Annotated in this window: 20 protein-coding genes; 10 read left to right on the forward strand and 10 right to left on the reverse strand. The window is 72.7% G+C overall.

Annotated features, from left to right (window positions below):
* Nucleotides 1-4: 4 nt before the first annotated feature.
* Nucleotides 5-1,516, reverse strand: a complete 1,512-nt coding sequence (locus AC4BG9_RS18005) for a sulfatase family protein (protein ID WP_490572499.1) — start codon at nt 1,514-1,516, stop codon at nt 5-7.
* Nucleotides 1,517-1,588: 72 nt separating this feature from the next.
* Here AC4BG9_RS18005 and AC4BG9_RS18010 point away from each other — a divergent pair, with 72 nt between their 5' ends.
* Together AC4BG9_RS18010 and AC4BG9_RS18015 are read left to right on the forward strand one after the other, a co-directional pair.
* A complete protein-coding gene (locus AC4BG9_RS18010; protein ID WP_490572500.1) occupies nt 1,589-1,927 on the forward strand; it encodes a hypothetical protein in 339 nt (112 codons plus the stop codon).
* Nucleotides 1,928-2,033: 106 nt separating this feature from the next.
* Nucleotides 2,034-2,975 carry an SPFH domain-containing protein gene (locus tag AC4BG9_RS18015; RefSeq protein WP_490572501.1) on the forward strand — a complete coding sequence of 314 codons (942 nt, stop codon included), beginning with the start codon at nt 2,034-2,036 and terminating at the stop codon, nt 2,973-2,975.
* On the opposite strand, the gene AC4BG9_RS18020 is transcribed toward AC4BG9_RS18015, so the two are convergent.
* Both AC4BG9_RS18020 and AC4BG9_RS18025 read right to left on the reverse strand, forming a co-directional pair.
* On the reverse strand, nt 2,956-3,405 hold the full coding sequence (locus tag AC4BG9_RS18020) for a nucleoside deaminase (protein WP_490572537.1): 450 nt from the start codon (nt 3,403-3,405) through the stop codon (nt 2,956-2,958). The genes AC4BG9_RS18015 and AC4BG9_RS18020 overlap by 20 nt on opposite strands.
* Before the next feature lie 31 nt (nt 3,406-3,436).
* Complete coding sequence (locus tag AC4BG9_RS18025; protein WP_490572502.1) at nt 3,437-3,928, reverse strand: tRNA adenosine deaminase-associated protein; 492 nt, start codon at nt 3,926-3,928, stop codon at nt 3,437-3,439.
* Nucleotides 3,929-4,067: 139 nt separating this feature from the next.
* Here AC4BG9_RS18025 and upp point away from each other — a divergent pair, with 139 nt between their 5' ends.
* Nucleotides 4,068-4,709 carry a uracil phosphoribosyltransferase gene (gene upp / locus AC4BG9_RS18030; protein WP_490572503.1) on the forward strand — a complete coding sequence of 214 codons (642 nt, stop codon included), beginning with the start codon at nt 4,068-4,070 and terminating at the stop codon, nt 4,707-4,709.
* A gap of 45 nt (nt 4,710-4,754) precedes the next feature.
* Here the strand turns inward: upp and AC4BG9_RS18035 are convergent, their stop codons facing one another.
* Complete coding sequence (locus tag AC4BG9_RS18035; protein WP_490572504.1) at nt 4,755-5,372, reverse strand: winged helix-turn-helix domain-containing protein; 618 nt, start codon at nt 5,370-5,372, stop codon at nt 4,755-4,757.
* A 75-nt stretch (nt 5,373-5,447) separates the two neighbouring features.
* On the opposite strand from AC4BG9_RS18035, the gene AC4BG9_RS18040 reads away from it, so the two are divergent.
* The 5 genes from AC4BG9_RS18040 (at nt 5,448) to pntB (ending at nt 12,954) form a co-directional block, all read left to right on the forward strand.
* A complete protein-coding gene (locus AC4BG9_RS18040; protein ID WP_490572505.1) occupies nt 5,448-6,722 on the forward strand; it encodes an MFS transporter in 1,275 nt (424 codons plus the stop codon).
* A gap of 38 nt (nt 6,723-6,760) precedes the next feature.
* Nucleotides 6,761-7,399: a TetR/AcrR family transcriptional regulator gene (locus tag AC4BG9_RS18045; protein ID WP_490572506.1), complete on the forward strand. Its 639-nt coding sequence runs from the start codon at nt 6,761-6,763 to the stop codon at nt 7,397-7,399.
* Nucleotides 7,400-7,476: 77 nt separating this feature from the next.
* A complete protein-coding gene (locus tag AC4BG9_RS18050) occupies nt 7,477-9,783 on the forward strand; it encodes an MMPL family transporter (RefSeq protein WP_490572507.1) in 2,307 nt (768 codons plus the stop codon).
* 171 nt (nt 9,784-9,954) lie between these two features.
* A complete protein-coding gene (locus tag AC4BG9_RS18055) occupies nt 9,955-11,484 on the forward strand; it encodes a Re/Si-specific NAD(P)(+) transhydrogenase subunit alpha (RefSeq protein ID WP_490572508.1) in 1,530 nt (509 codons plus the stop codon).
* A 3-nt stretch (nt 11,485-11,487) separates the two neighbouring features.
* Entirely contained in the window at nt 11,488-12,954 is a 1,467-nt protein-coding gene (gene pntB, locus AC4BG9_RS18060; RefSeq protein ID WP_490572509.1) for a Re/Si-specific NAD(P)(+) transhydrogenase subunit beta, read from the forward strand.
* 70 nt (nt 12,955-13,024) lie between these two features.
* Here pntB and thpR read toward each other — a convergent pair whose 3' ends face one another.
* Complete coding sequence (gene thpR, locus AC4BG9_RS18065) at nt 13,025-13,600, reverse strand: RNA 2',3'-cyclic phosphodiesterase (protein WP_490572510.1); 576 nt, start codon at nt 13,598-13,600, stop codon at nt 13,025-13,027.
* Between the two features lie 192 nt (nt 13,601-13,792).
* Between thpR and AC4BG9_RS18070 the strand changes: the two genes are divergently transcribed.
* Nucleotides 13,793-14,767 (forward strand): sulfotransferase family protein, encoded by a 975-nt coding sequence (locus tag AC4BG9_RS18070; protein ID WP_490572511.1) that lies wholly within the window; start codon nt 13,793-13,795, stop codon nt 14,765-14,767.
* Here the strand turns inward: AC4BG9_RS18070 and AC4BG9_RS18075 are convergent.
* The 3 genes from AC4BG9_RS18075 to AC4BG9_RS18085 form a co-directional block, all read right to left on the reverse strand.
* On the reverse strand, nt 14,754-15,647 hold the full coding sequence (locus AC4BG9_RS18075; protein ID WP_490572512.1) for a glycoside hydrolase family protein: 894 nt from the start codon (nt 15,645-15,647) through the stop codon (nt 14,754-14,756). The two genes, AC4BG9_RS18070 and AC4BG9_RS18075, sit on opposite strands and share 14 nt — an antisense overlap.
* Before the next feature lie 40 nt (nt 15,648-15,687).
* Entirely contained in the window at nt 15,688-16,416 is a 729-nt protein-coding gene (locus tag AC4BG9_RS18080; RefSeq protein ID WP_490572513.1) for a VIT1/CCC1 transporter family protein, read from the reverse strand.
* A 143-nt stretch (nt 16,417-16,559) separates the two neighbouring features.
* Entirely contained in the window at nt 16,560-17,705 is a 1,146-nt protein-coding gene (locus AC4BG9_RS18085) for an acyl-CoA dehydrogenase family protein (RefSeq protein ID WP_490572514.1), read from the reverse strand.
* Nucleotides 17,706-17,811: 106 nt separating this feature from the next.
* Between AC4BG9_RS18085 and AC4BG9_RS18090 the strand changes: the two genes are divergently transcribed.
* Nucleotides 17,812-19,596 carry a GAF domain-containing sensor histidine kinase gene (locus tag AC4BG9_RS18090; RefSeq protein WP_490572515.1) on the forward strand — a complete coding sequence of 595 codons (1,785 nt, stop codon included), beginning with the start codon at nt 17,812-17,814 and terminating at the stop codon, nt 19,594-19,596.
* A 32-nt stretch (nt 19,597-19,628) separates the two neighbouring features.
* Here the strand turns inward: AC4BG9_RS18090 and AC4BG9_RS18095 are convergent, their stop codons facing one another.
* Nucleotides 19,629-20,144 (reverse strand): DUF4333 domain-containing protein, encoded by a 516-nt coding sequence (locus AC4BG9_RS18095; protein ID WP_490572516.1) that lies wholly within the window; start codon nt 20,142-20,144, stop codon nt 19,629-19,631.
* A 40-nt stretch (nt 20,145-20,184) separates the two neighbouring features.
* Nucleotides 20,185-20,868, reverse strand: a complete 684-nt coding sequence (locus tag AC4BG9_RS18100; protein WP_490572517.1) for an NAD-dependent deacylase — start codon at nt 20,866-20,868, stop codon at nt 20,185-20,187.
* Nucleotides 20,869-20,884 lie beyond the last annotated feature (16 nt).

The raw sequence follows: 20,884 nt of genomic DNA on the forward strand, positions 1-20,884 counted from the left end.
CAGCCTAGAGGCCGGGCTCCGGCAGGTCGGGGACGTCGACCCGGCACGCGTCGCCGCGGCAGTCGGCCAGCGACTCCATCAGGAACGGCTCGAGGACCTCCCGGACCCCGGCGTAGCGCGGGTCGTCGTAGACGTTGGTGAGCTGAGCCGGGTCCGTCTCGCGGTCGTAGAGCTCCCAGAACCGCGGGACCTTCCAGCGCGCCAGGGTGTAGCGGTCGGTGCGGACCGCGCGGTACTTCCAGGCCCTCGCCCTCACCTCGCCCGAGGACCCGGCCTGGAGCAGCAGCGCCCGGTCGTCCTGCGGCTCGTCGGCCACCGCGTAGGGGAGCATGCTGGCACCGTCCATCTCCCGCGCCGGGGTGGCGTCGGCGAGCTCGGCGATGGTGGGGGCGAAGTCGACCATCGCCACCGTCTGGGAGCGGCGCTCCCCGGCGGGGATGCCCGGCCCGCGCATCACCAGCGGCACCCGCAGCGCCCCCTCGTAGGGCACGTTCTTGCCGACCAGCCGGTGCTCCCCGAAGAGGTAGCCGTTGTCGGAGGTGAACATCACGACCGTGTTGTCGAGCTCGCCCGCCTCCTCGAGCGCGCCGACGATCCCGGCTACCCCCTCGTCGAGGGCGGCCAGGGTGCGGATGCGCTGGGTGAACAGCTCCTGCTGCCCGGCCGGGACGACCTTGCCGCCCTGGCTGTGCTTGGGCTTGTCGGAGACGTCGTCCTCGTTGAACGCCGGGGACTCCAGCGACGGCAGCGCGACGTCGCCCAGGATGTCGGTGTGCCGGTCGGCGGCCGGCGGCGGCCCCGAGCAGTCCTTCTTGGTGTAGCCCTCGCAGGTGCCGTGCGGGGCGATGAAGCTAGACCAGAGGAAGAACGGCTTGCCGGCGGCCGCGAAGTCGCCGACCATCTCGCGCGACTGCTGCGCCACGGTGTCGGTGTGGTAGTCGTCGGGCCCGAACCGCACCAGCTCGCCGTCGTCGTACTGGAGGAAGTTGCGGTAGTTGGAGAGCACGCCGATGATCGGCCGCCACCGGTCCCAGCCGGGCTCGATCCCGTCCTGGTCGTCGTAGCCGTGCATGTACTTGCCGACGAAGCCGGTCGCGTACCCGGCCCGCTGGAGCCAGACCGGCAGCGCAGTCGCCGGGTCGAAGCCCTCGTGGCCGCCCCAGGGCGGCGAGTTGGTCCGCACGCCGTTGTTGTGGGCGTACTGGCCCGACAGGATCTGGGCCCGCGCCGGGCAGCAGTTGGGGTGCGGCGCGACCATGTCGTCGAAGGTGACGCCGGCGCGGCCCAGGAGACGCCTGGTCCGCGGCATCCACTCCAGCTCGACGGCGGTCTGGTCGTCGGAGGTGATCAGCACGATGTTGGGCGCGTCCGGGGCGGCGTCCTTGGACGGCGCCAGCGACGGCGTCGCGGGCCCCTCGCCGCTCGGCCCGCCCCCGCCGTCCCCGGCGGTGCAGCCGGTGACCAGGAGCAGGGCGGCGCAGCAGAGCAGGGCGAGGCGGTGAAGACGGGGCGGCACCCGAGCAGGCTAGTCAGTCGGCCACGACACGGCGACCGCGCCCGGACGCCGGCGCTGGCTAGGCTGCGGGGCGTGATCCTCCGGCTCCTGCTCCTCGTCGTCGTGGTGTCCGCCCTCGTGGCGATGGCCCTGGTGCTGCTCGCCGGGCAGCGCAGGGAGTCCGGGCGCCACGCCGCCGCCCTGGGCCGGGTCCGGCAGGTCACCGACCTGGCCTACCACCACGACGAGATCTCGCCGGCGCTGGCCGGCGTCCTGATCGAGCGCACCCGGGGCCTCGGGCCGGACTCGGCGGTCCACCAGCTCGAGTCGGCCCTCGACGACGTGCTGGCCCTGGCCCGCGAGCACCGGGCCGCCGAGCCCGACCTGGCCGCCATCGTGATCGACACCGTGCGGACCAACGAGCTGGGCTGATCCCGCCTTCGGCATGATGTGCCCGTCCCGGACGTCCCGGGGGAGCACGTCACGCAGCCGGCGCAGCCCGGCCAGCGCTGCCACAGACCACAGGGGGAACATCCGCATGCCCGAGAACCCATCCGTCCCACAGATGTCCGGACGCCGCGGCCGCGGCGTCGCCAAGGTCGGCACGGCGGTCGCCGTCCTGGTGCTGGCGCTCCTCGTGACGCTGGTCTTCGTCCGCCCCACCACGGTCTCGACCGGGCCCGACCAGGTGGCCCTGCACTACACCGGCGGCGCCTTCACCCCGACCCGGTTCGGCGACTGCGTCGGCACCTCCTCGCGGGCCTGGCACGGCCCCGGCGACAAGCACTTCTCCTACCCGTCGTCGCAGCGCAACTACGTCTTCGGCGCCGGCGGCGACCGTGAGGGCATGACCTTCGTGACCAAGGACGGCATCGAGATGAGCGTCGACGGGGTCGCGTCGTTCATGCTCAACACCGAGTGCCAGACGCTGCGCCGCTTCCACGACCTGATCGGCAACCGCTACAGCGCCTACATGGACTCCTCCGACGGCAACGGGTCGCACGGCTGGCTCTCCATGCTCTCGGTCTACCTCTCCAAGCCGCTGGAGACCGCCGTCGACCGGGCCAGCCAGAACTACACCTACACCGACCTCTACATGGACCCCAACGTCAAGGCCCAGTGGGAGCGCGACGTGCTGGACCAGCTCCCCGACCTGGTCGGCCGGCAGATCGACGGCGACGAGGAGTTCTTCACCAACTTCTCCATCACCCTGCAGAAGCCGGTCCCGCCGGAGTCGGTGAAGGCGGCGCTGACCGCCCAGCAGGAGGCGGTCGCCAAGGCCAAGGCCAAGGAGGCCGAGGCCGACGCCCAGGTGAAGGCGGCCCAGGCCCAGGTCCAGGTCGAGAAGGCGGAGGCGCAGAAGATCCAGGAGCGGATCAACGTCCTGGGTCGCGACGGCTACCTGCGCCAGTACGCCATCGACAAGGGCCTCAACCCCTACCAGCCGAGCACCAGCGGGATCATCCAGAACCGGGAGTGAGCCGCCGGCCGCGGAAGAAGCCGTCCAGCAGGGCGGTCGACTCCGCGGCCAGCACCCCGGCCACCACCTCGGGGCGGTGGTTGAGGCGCCGGTCCCGGACGACGTCCCACAGGCTGCCCACCGCCCCGGCCTTCTCGTCGAACGCGCCGAAGACGACGCGGTCGACGCGGGCGAGCACCGCCGCGCCCGCGCACATGGTGCACGGCTCCAGGGTGACCACCAGGGTGCAGCCGTCGAGCCGCCACTCGCCGCGGGCGCGGGCGGCCTCGCGCAGCGCGACCACCTCGGCGTGGCCGGTCGGGTCGGCCTCGGCCTCCCGCACGTTGCGCCCGGCGCCGAGCACCTCGCCGTCCTCGCCGAGCACGACCGCGCCGACCGGCACGTCGGTCGACGCCGACGCCCCAGCGGCGAGGTCGAGGGCGAGGCGCATGGCCTCCTCCCACCTGGAGGTCTGCACGCGTTCAGGCGGACCTGAGCCCGACGGTGGCGTCGAACTCGGGGCCGAAGCCCAGGCGGCCGGCGATCTCGGAGAGCATCTCGTCAGGGTAGAGCTCGGCGTCGTCGAGCAGCACGCGCATGTCGGTCGCGGGCATCCCCAGGTCGCCGACCAGGTCGAGGTCGCCGGCCGGCTGCGGATCCTCGTCGTCCTCGGGGATCAGCCCCAGGAACTCCACCGCGGAGCTGGCCAGCTCCCACTCGATCGCGGCGCTGACGTCGCTGAGCAGCACCCGGGCCACCGTGCCGTGCGCCCGCACCATCACGAAGAAGTCCTCGTCGATCGAGACCATGCCGATCGCCCCGGCGTCGCCGGGCAGCCGGCGCAGGCCCTGGGCCATCGCCTCGACCGAGGCGCACGAGGTCTCCGCGAGCGGGGCGACCTGCCAGGACCCCTCCTGGCGGTAGGCGGCCAGGGCGAAGTCGATGTCGTCGGCCTGCTCCGGGGCCAGTGCCATGGTCGACCCCTTCCCACGCGCCTGGTGGACCTTGTCCGAGGTCCAAGCGTGGCACGGAAGCAGGACCCGGCCAACCCCCGCGGCCCGTGCGGGCCCGCCGGGACACGTCGGGGCGAGCGCCTCGACTAAAGTCGGCAGCATGCGCATCCAGGTCGTCGACCACCCGCTCGTGGCCCACAAGCTCACCGCTCTGCGCGACCAGGACACGGACTCCCCGACGTTCCGTCGTCTCACCGACGAGCTGGTCACCCTGCTCGCCTACGAGGCGACCCGCGACGTCCGGGTGGGAACGGTCGAGATCCACACGCCGGTCTCGCCGACCACCGGGGTCAAGATGGCCACGCCGCGCCCGCTGGTCGTGCCGATCCTGCGCGCCGGGCTGGGCATGCTCGAGGGGATGATGCGGCTGCTGCCGACTGCGGAGGTCGGCTTCCTCGGGATGGCGCGCAACGAGGAGACGCTCGAGGTCGCGACGTACGCCGAGCGCCTGCCCGACGACCTCTCGGGCCGCCAGTGCTACGTGCTCGACCCGATGCTGGCCACCGGCGGCACCCTGGCCGCCGCGGTCAGGTTCCTCACCGACCGAGGCGCCGACGACATCACCGCCCTGTGCCTGCTGGTGGCACCGGAAGGCTGCGAGCGGCTCGAGCAGGAGCTGGCCGACCTCGAGGTGCCGGTCGCGGTGGTGACTGCGGCGATGGACGAGCGGCTCAACGAGAAGGGCTACATCGTGCCCGGGCTCGGCGACGCGGGCGACCGGCTCTACGGCCTGGCCGACTGAGCCTCACGCCGGAGCCCCCACGTCGGAGCCCCCACGTCGGAGCCCTCACCCGGAGCCCTCACCCGGAGCCCTCGCCCCAGAGGCCGGCGGGTCCGCCGGGTCCGCCGGGTCCGGCGAGCCGGGGTGCGGCTGGAGCATCGAGAGGAACACGTAGGTGCGCCGGGACGCGTCCCGGCCACGGGTCCGGTGACCCCACTCCTGCAGCAGGTCGCTCAGCTCGCGGGTGAGAGCGAGCGCCTCGTCCTCGGTGAGTCGCAGGGACTGCTCGGTGACCGCCCGGTGCGCCCCGTCCTGCGGGCCGCCGGTGTGCGCCGCGTCGACCAGGGTGTGCGCCCAAGCGGCGGCCTGGGAGCGGAAGACGGCCGCGGCGGCCGGGCCGCCGGGCTGCTTCTCCAGCTCGCGCAGGTCGAAGTCGAGACTCTCCTCCCGCACCCGGCGCCAGACGCGGTCGCGACGGTCCCGGCCCTCGTCCGGAGCCTCCTCGACCAGTCCGTACTTGGCGAGCTGGCGCAGGTGGAAGGAGGCCTGGTTGGCCGGGATGCCCAGCTCGCGGGAGAGGTCGGCGGCCCGCAGCGGTCCCTGGGCTGAGAGCTCGCCCAGGATCCGGTTGCGGACCGGGTGGGCGAGGGCGCGCAGCACCGTCGGGTCGTGCACGTAGGCCATGGCCGGCAGACTACCCGCCACAGATATTGCGCAAGACTAGTTGCGCAACATGTCGTGCGCATCTACCGTCGGACCGTGACCGGCTACCGCTCCCTCGCCCGCAACCGCGACTTCACCCGCCTGTGGGTCGGCGAGGCCGTGAGCCAGCTCGGCACCGTCTCGACCCTCTTCGTCCTGCCGCTGATCGGCTACGCCCTCACCGGCTCGGCGCTGCACGCCGCGGTCCCGGTCGCGGCGTACAGCCTCGGCATCGCGCTCGCCCTGCTGCCCGCCGGGGTGGTCGCCGACCAGCTGGACCGCCGCCGGGTGCTGCTGGCGGCGAGCGCGGTCGGGCTGGTGCTCAGCGCCTCGCTCGGGATCGCAGGGCTGCTCGGCTCGCTGACCCTGACCCACCTGGTGCTGGCGGCGCTGGGCTCCGGGGCGGTCGCGGGGATCTACATGCCGACCGAGCTCTCGGCCGTCCGCAGCGTGGTGACCCGCGCCGAGCTCCCGACCGCGATCAGCCAGAACCAGGCGCGCCACCACGTCGCCTCGCTGCTCGGCGGGCCGCTCGGCGGTGCCCTGTACGCCGTGGCCAGGCCGCTGCCGTTCCTGGTGGACGCCGCCACCTTCGCGGTCTCCCTGGTCAGCGTCTCCCGGGTGCAGGCAGACCTCTCCCCGACCGACCGGGTGCGCGGCACGCCGGGGCGCGAGCTGGTCGAGGGGCTGCGCTACCTGCTGGCCCGGTCCTACTTCCGCGCCAGCGCTGCCTTCTCCGCGGCCTTCAACCTGGTGGTCAACGCGGTCCTCTTCGTCGCCGTGCTCCGGCTGGCCCAGGCCGGGGTGCCGTCCACCACGATCGGCCTGGTCGAGGCGTTCGCCGGCGCCGGGGGAGTGGTGGGCGCACTCGTCGCGCCGTTCCTGGTCGACCGGGTGCGCACGGGGCATCTCACCGTCGCGGCCGCCTGGATCTGGGTGCCGCTGCTGGTGCCGCTGGCCTTCTGGTCCTCGCCCTGGGTGGCCGGTCCCGTGCTGTGCGTCGGGCTGCTGCTCAACCCCGCCGGCAACGCCGCGAGCCAGTCCTACCGGGTGGCCATCACCCCCGACGAGCTCCAGGGCCGGCTCGCCTCCTCCTCGCAGTTCCTCTCCTTCGTCACCATTCCGGTCGCCCCGCTGCTCGGCGGATGGCTGCTGGAGGCCCTCGGTGGCACCAGCGCCGTGCTGGTGCTGCTCGCGCTGACGGTCCTGGCGGCGCTGATCCCCACGCTCACCGCGTCGGTGCGGACCGTGCCGCGACCCCGGGACTGGCCGGGGGCCTCCGGCGCCGAGGTGCAACCCGCGCCCCCTGTGACCGGCGCGATGTCGCCGTAATCCTGCACTTCAACCACCGGAGTGCAAGAATGCACTCCATGTCCGAGAGTGCAACGCCCGAGCGCGCGGCGTCCGAGCCGGCGCCGAGCGCGCCCGCGACGGGCTCGCGCGAGGCGAAGCGCCAGGAGACCAGCCGCCGGATCATGCGCGAGGCGCTGCGGCTCACCTGCGACCGCGGCCTCGAGGGCTGGACGATGGAGGATCTCGCCGCCGCCAGCGAGGTCTCCCGACGCACCTTGTTCAACTACTACCCCGCCAAGCTGGACGCCGTGCTCGGGCCTGCACCCGCGCTCGGACCGGAGCTCTTCGCCGAGTTCCGGGCCGGCGGGCCGACCGGCGACCTGATGGAGGACTGCAAGGTCCTGGCCCGGGCGGTGCTCGCGGAGAACATGTTCCACGAGCGCGACCTGCGGCTCCAGCGCCAGGTGCTCACCGAGGTGCCGCGGCTGCTCGTCGCCGTGCACCAGCGGTTCGAGGCGGTCGCCGGGACGCTGGTCGAGCACATCCTCGCCCGCGAGGGGCAGGAGTTCGGCGACCAGCGGGCCCGGATGCTGGTCCGGCTGATGGTCGCCCTCTTCGACAGCTGCCTGGAGAGCCTGGCCGTGGAGCACGACGACCGCCCCCTGCCCGACCTCTTCGCCGAGGCCCTGGACACCGCCCGAGAGCTGCTCGCCTAGGCCCCGGCCCGCACGACGTACGACGCAGTTCCCGCAGACCGAAGTTCCCGCCCACCTCCTCAGGAGATCTGACCCAGATGGCAACCCTGCTCTACCGACTCGGCAAGACGGCCTACCGTCGCTGGCCGTTCTTCCTGCTCGCGTGGCTGATCGCGTTCCTGGCGATCGGCGGCTTCGCGACCACCCAGTCCAAGCCGATGAACGACGCGCTGACCATCCCGGGCATCCCCTCGGAGAAGGCCTCGGACCTCCAGCAGGAGCTCTTCCCCAACGCCGAGGACCCGTTCGCCGAGGCGACGGTCAACATCGTCGCCGTCGCGCCCGAGGGCACGACCCTGGAGGACCCGGAGAACGTCGAGGCGCTCGAGGAGCTGCTCGCCGGCATCCCCGACCTGCCCCAGACGCCTCCGGCCGAGGAGCTGCAGCTGGTCGACCCGGCCACCGCGGCCGCCGGCCAGCAGAAGATGGTCCTCGACGCGGCCAAGGAGAGCGGCATGCCGCTCGACGTGGCGCGCGAGAACGCCCAGGTGCTCTCCCCGCTCTCGGAGGACAAGACCACCGGCATCGTCAGCTTCGAGTGGGACGTCGAGGCGTCCACCGAGGTGGAGGGCACCTCCATCGAGCAGCTCGAGGAGCTCATGGCCGACGTCGAGGACTCCAGCGGCCTGCGCCTGGAGATCAACGGCTCCGGCACCAGCGCCATCACCGAGCTCGGCCTGACCTCCGAGGCGATCGGCGTCGCGGTGGCGCTCCTGGTCCTGCTCATCACCTTCGGCTCGCTGGTCGCGGCGGGCATGCCGATCCTGATCGCCCTGGTCGCCGTGGGGCTGACCAACATCGGCATCATCGGCATGACGGCGTTCACCGACATCGGCTCCACCACCCCGCTGCTGGCCACCATGATCGGCCTCGCGGTCGGCATCGACTACACGCTCTTCATCCTGGCCCGCTACCGCAGCGAGCTGCACCACACCGACGACCGGCAGGAGGCCGTCGGCGTCGCTGTCGGCACCGCCGGCTCCGCGGTGGTCTTCGCCGGCCTCACCGTGATCATCGCGCTCGCCGCGCTGGTCGTCGTCGACATCCCGTTCCTCGCCTCGATGGGCTTCGCGGCCGCCTCGGGCGTGGCGCTGGCCGTGCTCGCCGCGCTCACCCTGCTGCCGGCGTTCCTGGGCGTGCTCAAGTCCAAGGCCTTCGGCGGCCAGGTGATCAAGCACAACCCCAAGCGCGAGGCCGACGGCCACGTCATCAACAACGGCGTCCGCTGGGCCCGGCTGCTGGGCAAGGCGCCGGCCGCCTTCGCGCTGCTCGTCGTGGTGGTCCTGGGCGCGCTGGCCTTCCCGATCAAGGACATGCACCTGGCCTTCCCGACCGACGGCACCAAGCCGACCTCCACCACCCAGCGGCAGGCCACCGACCTGACCGCTGAGGCCTTCGGCGCCGGCCGCGAGGGTCCGCTCGTGGTCGTCGTGGACGCCCGCGACCTGCCCGAGGAGGAGCGCGGCCAGGCCTTCGGCGCGGTCGCCGGCTGGGCGGCAGAGATGGACGGCGTCGCCAACGCCCAGGTCGTCATGGCCAACGAGGAGGGAACCGGTGCCCAGGTGCTGGTCACCCCCACCACCGGGCCGGACGAGGAGGAGACCACCGAGCTGCTCGACGCGCTGCGCGAGGGCCAGCCCGAGATCGAGGAGGAGACCGGCGCCACCACCGGCGTCACCGGCCTGACCGCGATCACCACCGACGTCTCGGACCGGCTCAGTGATGCGCTGCCGGTCTACCTGGCGGTCGTGATCGGGCTGGCGTTCATCCTGCTGGTCCTGGTCTTCCGCTCGATCCTGGTCCCGCTGACCGCCACCCTGGGCTTCCTGCTCTCGGTGCTGGCCACCCTGGGCGCCACGGTGATGGTCTTCCAGAAGGGCACGTTCGGCATCATCGAAGGGCAGCCGATCGTCTCCTTCATGCCGATCATCCTGATCGGCATGGTCTTCGGCCTCGCGATGGACTACCAGGTCTTCCTGGTGACCCGGATGCGGGAGGCGCACGTGCACGGCATGTCGACCCGCGACGCGGTGGTCGACGGCTTCCGCAACAGCGCGCGGGTGGTGACGGCCGCCGCGGCGATCATGATCGCCGTCTTCGCCGCCTTCATCCTGCAGACCGAGCCGATCATCAAGTCCATGGGCTTCGCGCTCGCCGCGGCGATCGTCTTCGACGCCTTCATCGTCCGGCTGGTGCTGATCCCGGCGCTGCTCTACATGATGGGCGAGAAGGCGTGGTGGATCCCGAAGTGGCTGGACCGGATCCTCCCCAACGTCGACGTGGAGGGCGAGAAGCTCGACCGTCCCCACCTGCGTGCGGGAACCCGGGAGGACGACTACGTCTGACCCCCGCGCGTCCAGCGCGACGTGACGGCCACGGGCCGCGGCACCCACGGGTGCCGCGGCCCTTGTCCTTTCCGGAGGTGCCGTGCTGTTCCGAGGTCCCGACGAGTGGACGACGACAGCCCCGCGCAGCACCCGATGTACGGTGACCCCGCCCACAACTAGGAGGAACTCGTGCGGATCGGTATCCCTCGTGAGTCACGCGACGGAGAGACCCTCGTCGCGGCCACGGCCAAAACGGCGGAGCAGCTCACCGCGCTCGGCTACGAGGTCGTGGTGGAGTCCGGCGCCGGGCAGGCGGCCGACCTGCGCGACGAGTCGTACGCCGAGGCCGGCATCCGGGTGACCGACTCGGCCGAGGTCTGGTCCAGCGACGTGGTGGTCAAGGTCAACGCCCCGACCGCCGACGAGATCGCCAGGATGCGCCGCGGCGGATGCGTGGTCTCGCTGATGGCGCCGGCGCGGAGCCCCGAGCTCCTCGAGCAGCTGCAGGCGGCCGGCGTGACCGGGCTGGCGATGGACGCGGTGCCGCGCATCTCGCGCGCCCAGTCGATGGACGTGCTCTCCTCGATGGCCAACGTCGCGGGCTACCGCGCCGTGGTGGAGGCCGCGCACTCCTTCGGCCGCCAGTTCACCGGCCAGGTGACCGCGGCGGGCAAGGTGCCGCCGGCGCGGGTCTTCGTGGTCGGTGCCGGGGTGGCGGGCCTGGCCGCGATCGGGGCCGCCGGCGCGATGGGCGCGATCGTCCGCGCCTTCGACGTCCGCCCCGAGGTCGCCGAGCAGGTGCAGTCGATGGGCGCGGAGTTCGTCACCGTCGACATGGAGGCGGAGGTCTCCTCCGACGGCTATGCGCGTGAGATGACCGCGGAGCAGGAGAAGGCGACCGCGGTGATGTACGACGAGGAGGCGCGCGCCGCCGACATCGTCATCACCACCGCCCTGATCCCGGGGCGTCCGGCGCCGCGGCTGATCAGCGCCGAGACGGTGAGCCAGATGAAGCCGGGCTCGGTGATCGTCGACATGGCGGCCGCCAACGGCGGCAACTGCGAGGTCACGGTCAAGGACGAGAAGATCGTGACCGACAACCTGGTCACGATCCTGGGCTACACCGACCTGGCCGGGCGGCTGGCCGCGCAGACCAGCCAGCTCTACGGCACCAACATCGTCAACCTCTTCAAGCTGCTCACCCCCGGCAAGGACGGCGAGCTCGTCCTCGACATGGACGACGTCGTCCAGCGTGGCATCACCGTGGTCCGCGACGGCGAGTCGATGTGGCCGCCGCCGCCGGTCCAGGTCTCCGCCGCCCCGGCCGCCGCGCCCGCCGCCCCGGTGGAGCCGAAGGCGCCGAAGCCGCCGCCGGACCCCCGCCGCAAGGTCTTCGCCGCCGCCCTGGGCGCGGTCGCCTTCGCGGCGCTCGCCACGGTCTCGCCGGGGGCGTTCCTCAACCACTTCACCGTCTTCGCGCTGGCCGTCTTCGTCGGCTACTACGTGATCTCCAACGTGGCGCACGCGCTGCACACCCCGCTGATGAGCGAGACCAACGCGATCTCCGGGATCATCGTGGTCGGCGGCATCCTGCAGGTGGGCTCCGAGAGCCTGCTGGTCTCCGCACTGGCCGTGGTGGCCGTGCTGGTGGCGAGCATCAACATCTTCGGTGGCTTCCTGGTCACCCTCCGCATGCTCGAGATGTTCCGGAAGGACTGAGCCATGAACGACTTCCTGACGTCCTCGGAGCTGGTGGGCCTGGTCCAGGGCCTCTACATCATCGCCGGCGTGCTCTTCATCGCCGCGCTGGCCGGTCTCTCCAAGCACGAGACCGCCATGCGCGGCAACCAGGCCGGGATGGCCGGCATGGGCCTGGCGCTGGTCGCCACGGTGCTGCTCGCCGCCCGCCAGTCCCAGTACGCCGGCTACCGCGACCTGCCGATCACCCTGGTGCTGATCGCCGTCCCGATGCTGATCGGCGGTGCCATCGGCGCCTGGCGGGCGCGCACGGTCGAGATGACCGGGATGCCCGAGCTGATCGCGCTGCTGCACAGCTTCGTCGGCCTGGCCGCCGTGCTGGTCGGCTTCAACTCGTTCTTCGAGCACGGCACCGGCGACAAGGTCCACGCGGTCGAGGTCTTCCTCGGCGTCTTCATCGGCGCGGTCACCTTCACCGGCTCGATCGTGGCCAACCTCAAGCTGAGCGCGAAGATGAAGTCCTCGCCGCTGACGCTGCCCGGCCGTCACCTGCTCAACGGCGCGATCCTGCTGGTCTCGCTGGGCCTGATGGTCTGGTTCATGTCGTCGCAGGAGACCCTCACCGGCGACGTCGAGGTCGGGGTGGTCCCGCTGGTGATCATGACGGTCCTGGCGCTGGTCCTGGGCTTCCACCTGGTGGCGGCCATCGGTGGCGGCGACATGCCGGTCGTGGTCTCGATGCTGAACTCCTACTCGGGCTGGGCGGCGGCCGCGGCGGGCTTCATGCTGAGCAACGACCTGCTGATCATCACCGGCTCCCTGGTGGGCTCCTCGGGTGCGATCCTGAGCTACATCATGTGCAAGGCGATGAACCGCTCGTTCATCTCCGTCATCGCCGGCGGCTTCGGGTCCGACGGCGGCTCGGCCGGCGCGGACCGCGACTACGGCGAGCACCGCGAGATCACCGCCGAGGAGACCGCCGAGCTGCTCACCGGCGCGAGCTCGGTGGTCATCACCCCCGGCTACGGCATGGCGGTGGCGCAGGCGCAGTACCCGGTCGCCGAGCTCACCGCGGCGCTGCGCGCCAAGGGCGTCGAGGTGCGCTTCGGCATCCACCCGGTCGCCGGCCGGCTGCCCGGTCACATGAACGTGCTGCTCGCCGAGGCCAAGGTGCCCTACGACATCGTGCTCGAGATGGACGAGATCAACGACGACCTCCCCGAGACCGACGTGGTCCTGGTGATCGGCGCCAACGACACCGTCAACCCGGCCGCGGTCGAGGAGCCGGACTCCCCGATCGCCGGGATGCCCGTGCTGGAGGTGTGGAACGCCCGCGAGGTCATCGTCTTCAAGCGCTCCATGGCCACCGGCTACGCCGGCGTCCAGAACCCGCTCTTCTTCAAGGAGAACACCCGGATGCTCTTCGGCGACGCCAAGGAGCGGGTCGAGGACATCCTGCGCTCGGTGCCGCGGGAGGCCGGCGTCCGCTGACGGGTGCTGGGCGGTCCTCCGCCCAGCACCTCCGCTCGGCACCCGGGCAGGACCCGGGTGAGCGCCCCGGTCAGGACGTGGGGACCCCGACCGGGAGCTCGGCGAGCACCTCGTAGCGCGGGCGTCGGCGGGGCCCCTCGCCCAGGTGCGAGCGGACCAGCGACACGGTGTCGACCGGCCACTGCGGTCCGGCGTAGGAGTCGAGCAGCCGCACCCAGCGGGTGACCTCGGTCGGGCGGCCCGTCCTGGCCACCGTCAGGTGCGGGCGGAAGCGCCGGCCCTCCACGGTGGTCCCGGTCCGGGAGGCCGCCGCGCGGGCGCCCTCGGCGAGCCGGCGCAGCTGGAGCCGGCCCGGCTCGTCGAGCTCCAGGCCCGCCCACAGCACCTTGGCCCCCGCCGCGTGGGGGAAGGCGCCGCCCCCGGCGATCCGGGTGCGGAAGGGGCTGCGGCGGCTCGCGGCGCGGGCGAGCCGCTCCACGAGCTCGTCGAGGTGCCGGTCGGCGACCTCGGGGAGGAACGCCAGGGTCAGGTGGAGCTGGTCTGCCAGGGTCCACCGGAACGGCGCGGCGTCGCGCCGGACCTCGAGGAAGTCGTCGAGGTCCTCCACCGCCCCGGCCGGCGGCACCACGGCCACGAAGAGCCTCATCACCCACCTCCTCCTGCTCAGGCGCCCGGCGCTGCCCTCTGCCGTCCGGCTGCTCACAGTGTGGGACAGCGGTGTCCGCTGCGCACTTCTCCACCCGCCCGCGAGGTCGCTGGCCGGACGTCGTCGCCGGGCGGCCCCGCGCCGGGCACGGACGCCCCTTGTCAAACCCACCTAGATCACTAGTCTTTTGGGATGGCGACGGATCGTCTCCCGGACTTCTTCCTGATCGGTGCCCCGAAGGCCGGCACCAGCGCGTTGCACGCCGCGCTGGCCCAGCACCCGCAGCTGCACATGAGCCGGATCAAGGAGCCGAAGTACTACATGTGCGGCGACTCGCCGCCTCCCGCCTACAAGGGGCCGGGCGACGCGCACAGCAACCGGGAGTGGATCTGGCAGCGCCGGCGCTACCTCGACCTCTTCCGCGACGTGCCCGAGGGCGTGCTGGCCGGCGAGAGCACTCCGTTCTACCTCTACAACCGCGACGCCCGCCGCCGGATCGCCGCGGACCGGCCCGACGCGAGGCTGGTGGCGGTGCTGCGCGACCCGGTCGACCGCGCCTACTCCAACTGGATGCACCTGTGGACCGACGGCCTCGAGCCGCGCGGCGACATCCTCGAGGCGGTGGCACGCGAGCAGCAGCGCATCGACGCCGGCTGGGCGCCGTTCTGGCACTACCGCAACGTGGGCATGTACGGCCGCCAGCTGGCCGACCTGCTCGACCACTTCCCGCGCGAGCAGCTGCTGCTGCTGCGCTACCGCGAGCTGGTCGACCAGCCCTCCCAGGCGCTCGACCGGGTCTTCCGCTTCCTCGGCGTCGACACCGCCGACGTGGCCTCGATCCCGAGGGACAACTCGCGGCCCTTCGTCCGTGACGGTGCCCGGGTGCGTGCGCTGGCCCCGGTGATCCGGGCCGGCGCGGCGGTGGGGCAGTTCCTCCCGCCGGAGGTCTGGCGCACCGTGAGCCGCCCGCTGGTCGCCCGGCTGCACCGCGGGGGCGACGAGTCGCGCCCCCGGCTCACCCCGGAGCAGCGGGCCTCCCTGCTGGAGCCGCACCTGCCCGACATCGCGCTGCTCGAGCAGCTGACCGGCGAGTCGTTCGCCGACTGGCGGGCCTACCGCGAGGGCGGCACCTTCTCCAGTCGCAGCGGCGCGGTCAGGGCCGGCTGAGCGAGGTCACCAGGTCGTGCGCCCCGTCGGGGCGGGCGACCTCGACGTAGAACCGGGTGGAGCCGTCGGGCAGCGGGACGGCCGAGGCGTAGCGCAGCGCGCCGTCGGAGTGCGGCGAGCGCAGCGGGGGGACGGAGTCGTCGGCGACCAGGACCCCGTCCTCGGCCCGGGCGATCCCGGTGGTCTCGTGCCAGTTGTCCTCGGCCCGGGCGCGGCCGTCGTAGAGCACCGTCAGCGGCTCCCGGGAGAGGACGGCGGTGACGCGGGCGCCGCGGGCGTCCCAGGCGCCGGGCCGCGGTGCCAGCACCGTGCCCTGCCGCTGCCAGACCAGGCCGTCGTCGCTGGTCAGGTAGGCGGTGCTCATCCGGTCCTCCTGGCCGGGCTCGGTCAGCGGGTGCTCGCACACCCACATCTCCCACCGTCCGTCGCGCTCGAGGATCACCGGGTCCTTGACCGCCACCCGCTCGTCGCCGGGCAGCACCACCGTGCGGCGGCCGGCGGGCAGGCCCTGCGGAGTGTCGGCGTCCAGCGCCTCGATCCACCAGTGCTTGGAGCCGGGGGTGGCGCAGGAGAGGTAGAGGCGCCAGCCGCCGTCGGGACGGCGCAGCACGACCGGCCGCTCGAACGACTCGGCGCCGAGGTCGTCGCGGAAGACCTGGGCCACCGTGTGGAAGCGAACGCCGTCGGCCGAGGTGGCCACCACCGTGGACAGGCCCCGGCCCGCGCTCAGCGGCCGGCGCACCCGGTAGGCCAGCCAGAAGGCGTCGTCGACCAGGGTGACCGTGGCCGCGCCGGCCCAGTGGCCGGGTCCGGACCCCGGGGCGGCGACGACGACCTCGGCTCCGTCGAGCTCGGGCAGCGGCAGGGTGGGCAGGCTCATGCGTTAAAGCGTACCGAACCTATCGAGTTTGGGCACGGGCTCAGACCTGGCCGCCGATCAGCAGCCCCACGACGTGGGTGACGACCATGGCGAAGACCCCGCCGCAGACGTTGCGGACCACCGCGCGCCCCGCCGGGGAGCCGCCGAGCCGGGCGCTGACCCAGCCGGTGAGGGCCAGCATCACGGCCACGGACGCGGCGGTGATGTAGACCCGCAGGTCGACCGGCGAGAAGACGATCACCAGCAACGGCAGCAGGGCGCCGAGGGTGAACGAGAGCATCGAGGCCAAGGCGGCGTGCCAGGGGTTGGTCTGCTCCTGGGAGTCGATGCCCAGCTCGACCTCCGCATGGGCGGCCAGGGCGTCGTGCTCGGTGAGCTCCTTGGCCACCTCCAGGGCGACCCGCTCGCTGACCCCCCGGGCGACGTAGAGCCCCGCCAGCTCGGACAGCTCGGCCTCCGGGTCGTCGCGCAGCTCGGCCCGCTCCCTCTCGAGCAGGGCCAGCTCGGAGTCGCGCTGGGTGCTGACCGAGACGTACTCGCCGGCGGCCATGCTGATCGAGCCGGAGACCAGCCCCGCGACGCCGGCGACCAGCACGGCGGAGGTGGCCTCGGTGGCCCCGGCGACGCCGACCACCAGGCCCGCGGTGGAGACGATGCCGTCGTTGGCCCCGAGCACGCCCGCGCGCAGCCAGTTGAGCCGCGAGGCGAAGCTCTGCTCGTGCGGCTCCTCCTCGTGCGGGCCCGGAGAGCCGGTGGTCGGGTCGCTCATGGCCCCATCAGACCCGCTCGGAGCGGGTGGGGCAAGGGTCGGGCGGCCCTGCGTGGCGGGCTGGTCGACCGGTGGCCGAGGAACCGGTGCGGTGCGCCGAGGACGAGGCCCGGCGCACCGCACCGCTGCGCGGTGGTGCCGGGTCAGAGACCCAGGTCGCGCGCGATCAGCATCTTCATGATCTCGTTGGACCCGGCCCAGATCTTGGTGACGCGGGCGTCGCGCCAGGCGCGCGCGACGCGGTACTCGTTCATGTAGCCGTAGCCGCCGTGGATCTGCAGGCAGTGGTCGAGGACCTCGGACTGCACCTGGGTGGCCCACCACTTGGCCTTCGCGGCGTCGACCGCGGTCAGCTCCTTGCGGGTGTGCCGCATGACGCACTGGTCGATGTAGGCCTCGGCCACCTCGACCCGGGTGACCAGGTCGGCCAGCAGGAACTGGGTGTTCTGGAACTTGCCGATCGGCTGGCCGAAGGCCACCCGGTCCTTGGCGTACTGGACGGTCTCCTCGAGGATCTGCTTGGCGTGCGCGACCCCGGTAATCGCGGTGCCGAGGCGCTCCTGCGGCAGGAACTGCATCATCGAGATGAAGCCGGTGTCGAGCGGGCCGACCAGGTCGTCGTTGCTGACCCGGACGTCCTCGAAGGAGAGCTCGGCGGTGTCGGAGTCGTCCTGGCCGACCTTGTCCAGCACCCGGCCGACGGAGAACCCGGGGGTCTTGGTGTCGACGGCGAAGAGGGAGATGCCCTTGGCCTTCTTCTCCGGGGCGGTGCGCGCCGCCACCACCACGATGTCGGCGGAGCCGCCGTTGGTGATGAAGGTCTTGGAGCCGTTGATGATCCAGTCGTCGCCGTCGCGGACCGCGGTGGTCTTGAGGTTGGCGAGGTCGGAGCCACCGCCGGGCTCGGTCATGCCGATGGCGAGCAGCGTCTCGCCGGAGGCGACGCCGGGCAGCCAGCGCTTGCGCTGCTCCTCGTTGGTCAGGTGCACCAGGTAGGGGGCGGTGATGTCGGCGTGGATGCCCACGCACGAGGGCAGGGTCATGTTGACCTTGGCCAGCTCCTCGGTGAGGACCGCGTTGAAGCGGTAGTCGCCGGCGTCGACGCCGCCGTGCTCCTCGGGGATCTCGAGCCCCAGCAGCCCCTGCGCCCCGGCGTCGAGCCAGAACTGGCGGGTGAGGCCGTGGTTCTTCTCGTACTCCTCGAGGTGGGGGACGACCTGCCGGTCCAGGAATTCCTTGACCGAGGCGCGGAAGGCCTCGTGGTCCTCGTCGTAGATGTCGCGCGTCATGTCCTCAAGGTTACTCACCAGTCAGGAGGCGCGACAGCGCGCCGGGGAATACAGTCACTCGCGGAGGAGCCGTCCCGGGCCGGGCTGCCGCGGGTAGGGGGGTGCTGTGCAGGACAAGGACCGAGAGGACCGGGCCGCGGCACGGCCGCGCTCCGGGGCCTGGGGCGGTGCCACGGACCGTCAGGCGCTCCAGCAGATCGCGGAGGACGTGGCGCACCGTTCGGGCTTCGCGGTGTGCGCGATCGAGGTGCTCCGGGCCGACAGCATGCTGGAGACGGTGGCCGCCGCCGGCCGCCTGCCCCCGGAGGGGTGGCTGCTGGGCCACGGGGTGCCGCTGGAGGCCAAGGCCCCGGCGTTCACCTGCGGGGCGACCTTCGGGCAGCTGACCTTCGTGGCCGCCGAGTGGCTCAGCCGCGACGCCTACGACGTCGTCGGCCGGTACGCCTACGTGCCGGAGCTCCCCGAGTCGCCGCACCAGGACGCGTGGCGGCCCCAGGACATGCTGGTGGCGCGGCTCCACGACGACGCCGGGGAGCTGCGGGCCGTGCTCCACCTCGACCAGCCGGCGAGCGGGCGACGGCCGACGCCCGCCGAGCTGCTGGCGCTCTCGGACGCCCTGCAGCTGGCGTTCCGGGCCGTCGTCACCACCGTCGAGCGGGAGGGGCTGGCCCAGCAGGTCCGGATGGCCCAGGCGGCCCGGACGATGATCCGGAGCGCGAGCGGCCGGCTCCAGCTGCCGGAGGTGCTGCAGATGGCGACCCAGGAGCTCAAGGACGCCTTCTGCGCGGAGCGTCTCGAGCTCCACGTCCTCGACCCCCTGGTCGAGACGCGCGGGGCGGACGGCGTGGGTCGCGACTTCTTCGTCGGCATCGAGGAGGCGATGATCCGGGCCTGGCGCCACGAACGGGTGCTGATCGTCGAGCCCGAGCAGGTGTGGGGCGACCCCGACCTCGAGGCCGAGCACCACGAGCTGCTCGGCCGGAGCCTGGTCGAGGCCGGGATGGCGGCGCTGGTGCTGGTGCCGATCGGCACGGCGGGCCGCCTGCTCGGCGCCCTGGTCATCCACCGCCGCCCGGGTGGCGCCCGGTGGACCGACAGCGAGAGCTCCGCGGCCCTCGACGTCGGTCAGGACCTGGCCAGCGCGATCCTCCAGGCGCGGGCGCTGGAGAGCGAGCGCCAGCTCAACGAGGAGCTGCGGCGGATGGACGACTACCGGCAGGAGCTCCTCTCCACCGTCGCCCACGAGCTGAAGAACCCGATCGGGGTGATCCTGGGGCACCTGGAGATGCTCGACTCCGGGTCGCTCCCGCAGGACGCCGGGGAGGAGAGTCGACGCGCGATGGCCCGCGCCGCCCGCCGGGTCCAGGCGCTGGCCGACGACCTGCTGGTCCTGAGCCGGCTGGGGGCCGGCGGCCTCGCACGCCGGCGGGCGCCGTTGGACCTCGGCGCCCTGATGGCGGAGGTGGAGGAAGCCCTGCGCCTCGACGTCGAGCAGCACCGGGTCACCCTGGTGGTGGCGCCTCCGCCCCCGGGGACGACCGTGCTCGGGGACCACGAGGGCCTGCTGCGGGTGCTGGTCAACGTGGTGGGCAACGCGGTCAAGTACTCCGCGGCCGGCGACACGGTCCGGCTGTGGCTGACCCCGAGCGGCCGCGGCGTGCTCCTCACCTGCGAGGACGAGGGGCTGGGCATCAGCCAGGCCGACCAGGCCCGGCTCTTCGCGCACTTCTTCCGCTCCACCAACCCCGAGGCACTGGCCCGGCCGGGGACGGGTCTCGGCCTGCCGATCGTGCAGCGGATCGTCGAGGGCCACGGCGGCACCGTGACGGTGGAGTCCGAGCTCGGCCGCGGGACCGTCGTCCGGATCTGGCTGCCGGTGGGGGCGGAGTAGGACGTCGGCCCGGGGACAGGGGAGGGCTCGGGTCAGCCCACGACCTTCCAGTCGAACCCGACGCGCAGGCCGTCGATGTCGGTCGTGGTCAGCTCGATGACGCCCTCCTCACCCGCGGAGACGGCCGTGCACTCGGTGGTCGAGTCGGGGATCCCCTCGAGCTCCTCGGGGCACTCGACCTCGGTCACGTCGATCCCCTGCTCACCGAGCTGGGCGGCCAGGGTCGTCTCCAGCGTCTCGGGCTCCAGGAACGGCATGGTGTCGTAGGAGAGCTTCTCGCCGTCGACCTCGGTGGTGGTGAACCGCACCCCGGTGCGGCCGTCCTCGGCGTCGGAGACGACGCAGTCGGCCGTGGCGTCGACCTCGGCGTCGAGGTCCTCGGTGCACTCCACGGTCAGCGTGTCGGCGTCCTCACCGGTGATGCCCTCCTCGACCCGCTCCTTGAGCGTGGCGGAGTCGATCGCCGAGGCCTGGGTGCCGCAGGCGCCGAGGGCCAGCAGCAGGGCGGCTCCGGCGGCGGGCAGGAGACGGGAGGGCATGCGTCGCATGCGGGTCAGTCAACCAGACACCGGCGCCCGCGGACCGGCCTCAGCGCCCGGTGAGCATCTCCTCGACCCAGGCCGGGACCAGCTCGGTGGCCGGGCCCTGGCGGGCGCGGGCGAAGTCACCTGCGCCCACGCTGGCGCCCAGGTTGAGCTCGAGGGTGTCGCCGCGCGCCCAGTGCACGAAGGCGGCGGCCGGGTAGACGAGTCCGGAGGTCCCGACGGCGACGAAGAGGTCGCACTCCCACAGCGCGTCCTCCACCAGGTCCATGCCGTGGGGCACCTCGCCGAACCAGACGATGTCGGGCCGCAGCTCCCGGGCGCCGCAGGCCGGACAGGGCGGACGGTGCCCGAGCGGCCCGTGCCACTCGTGGCGGGCGTCGCAGGCCGTGCACCAGGCGGAGTCGAGGCGGCCGTGCATGTGGTGCACCCGCTCCGAGCCGCCGCGCTCGTGCAGGTCGTCGACGTTCTGGGTGACCAGCAGCAGGTCGTCGCCCAGCGCCTCCTCGAGCCGCGCCAGCGCCCGGTGTGCCGCGTTGGGCTCCACCCGCCCCAGCGCCGCGCGGCGCTCGTCGTAGAACCGGTGCACGAGATCCGGGTCGGCGTCGTAGGCCTCCGGGGTGGCGACCATCATCGGGTCGTGGCCCTCCCAGAGCCCGTCGGCGTCGCGGAAGGTGGGCACCCCGCTCTCGGCGGAGATGCCCGCGCCGGTGAGGACGACGACCTTCATGGTCACGAGTATTACC

The organism is Nocardioides sp. Z40_12 (genome assembly GCF_058215795.1).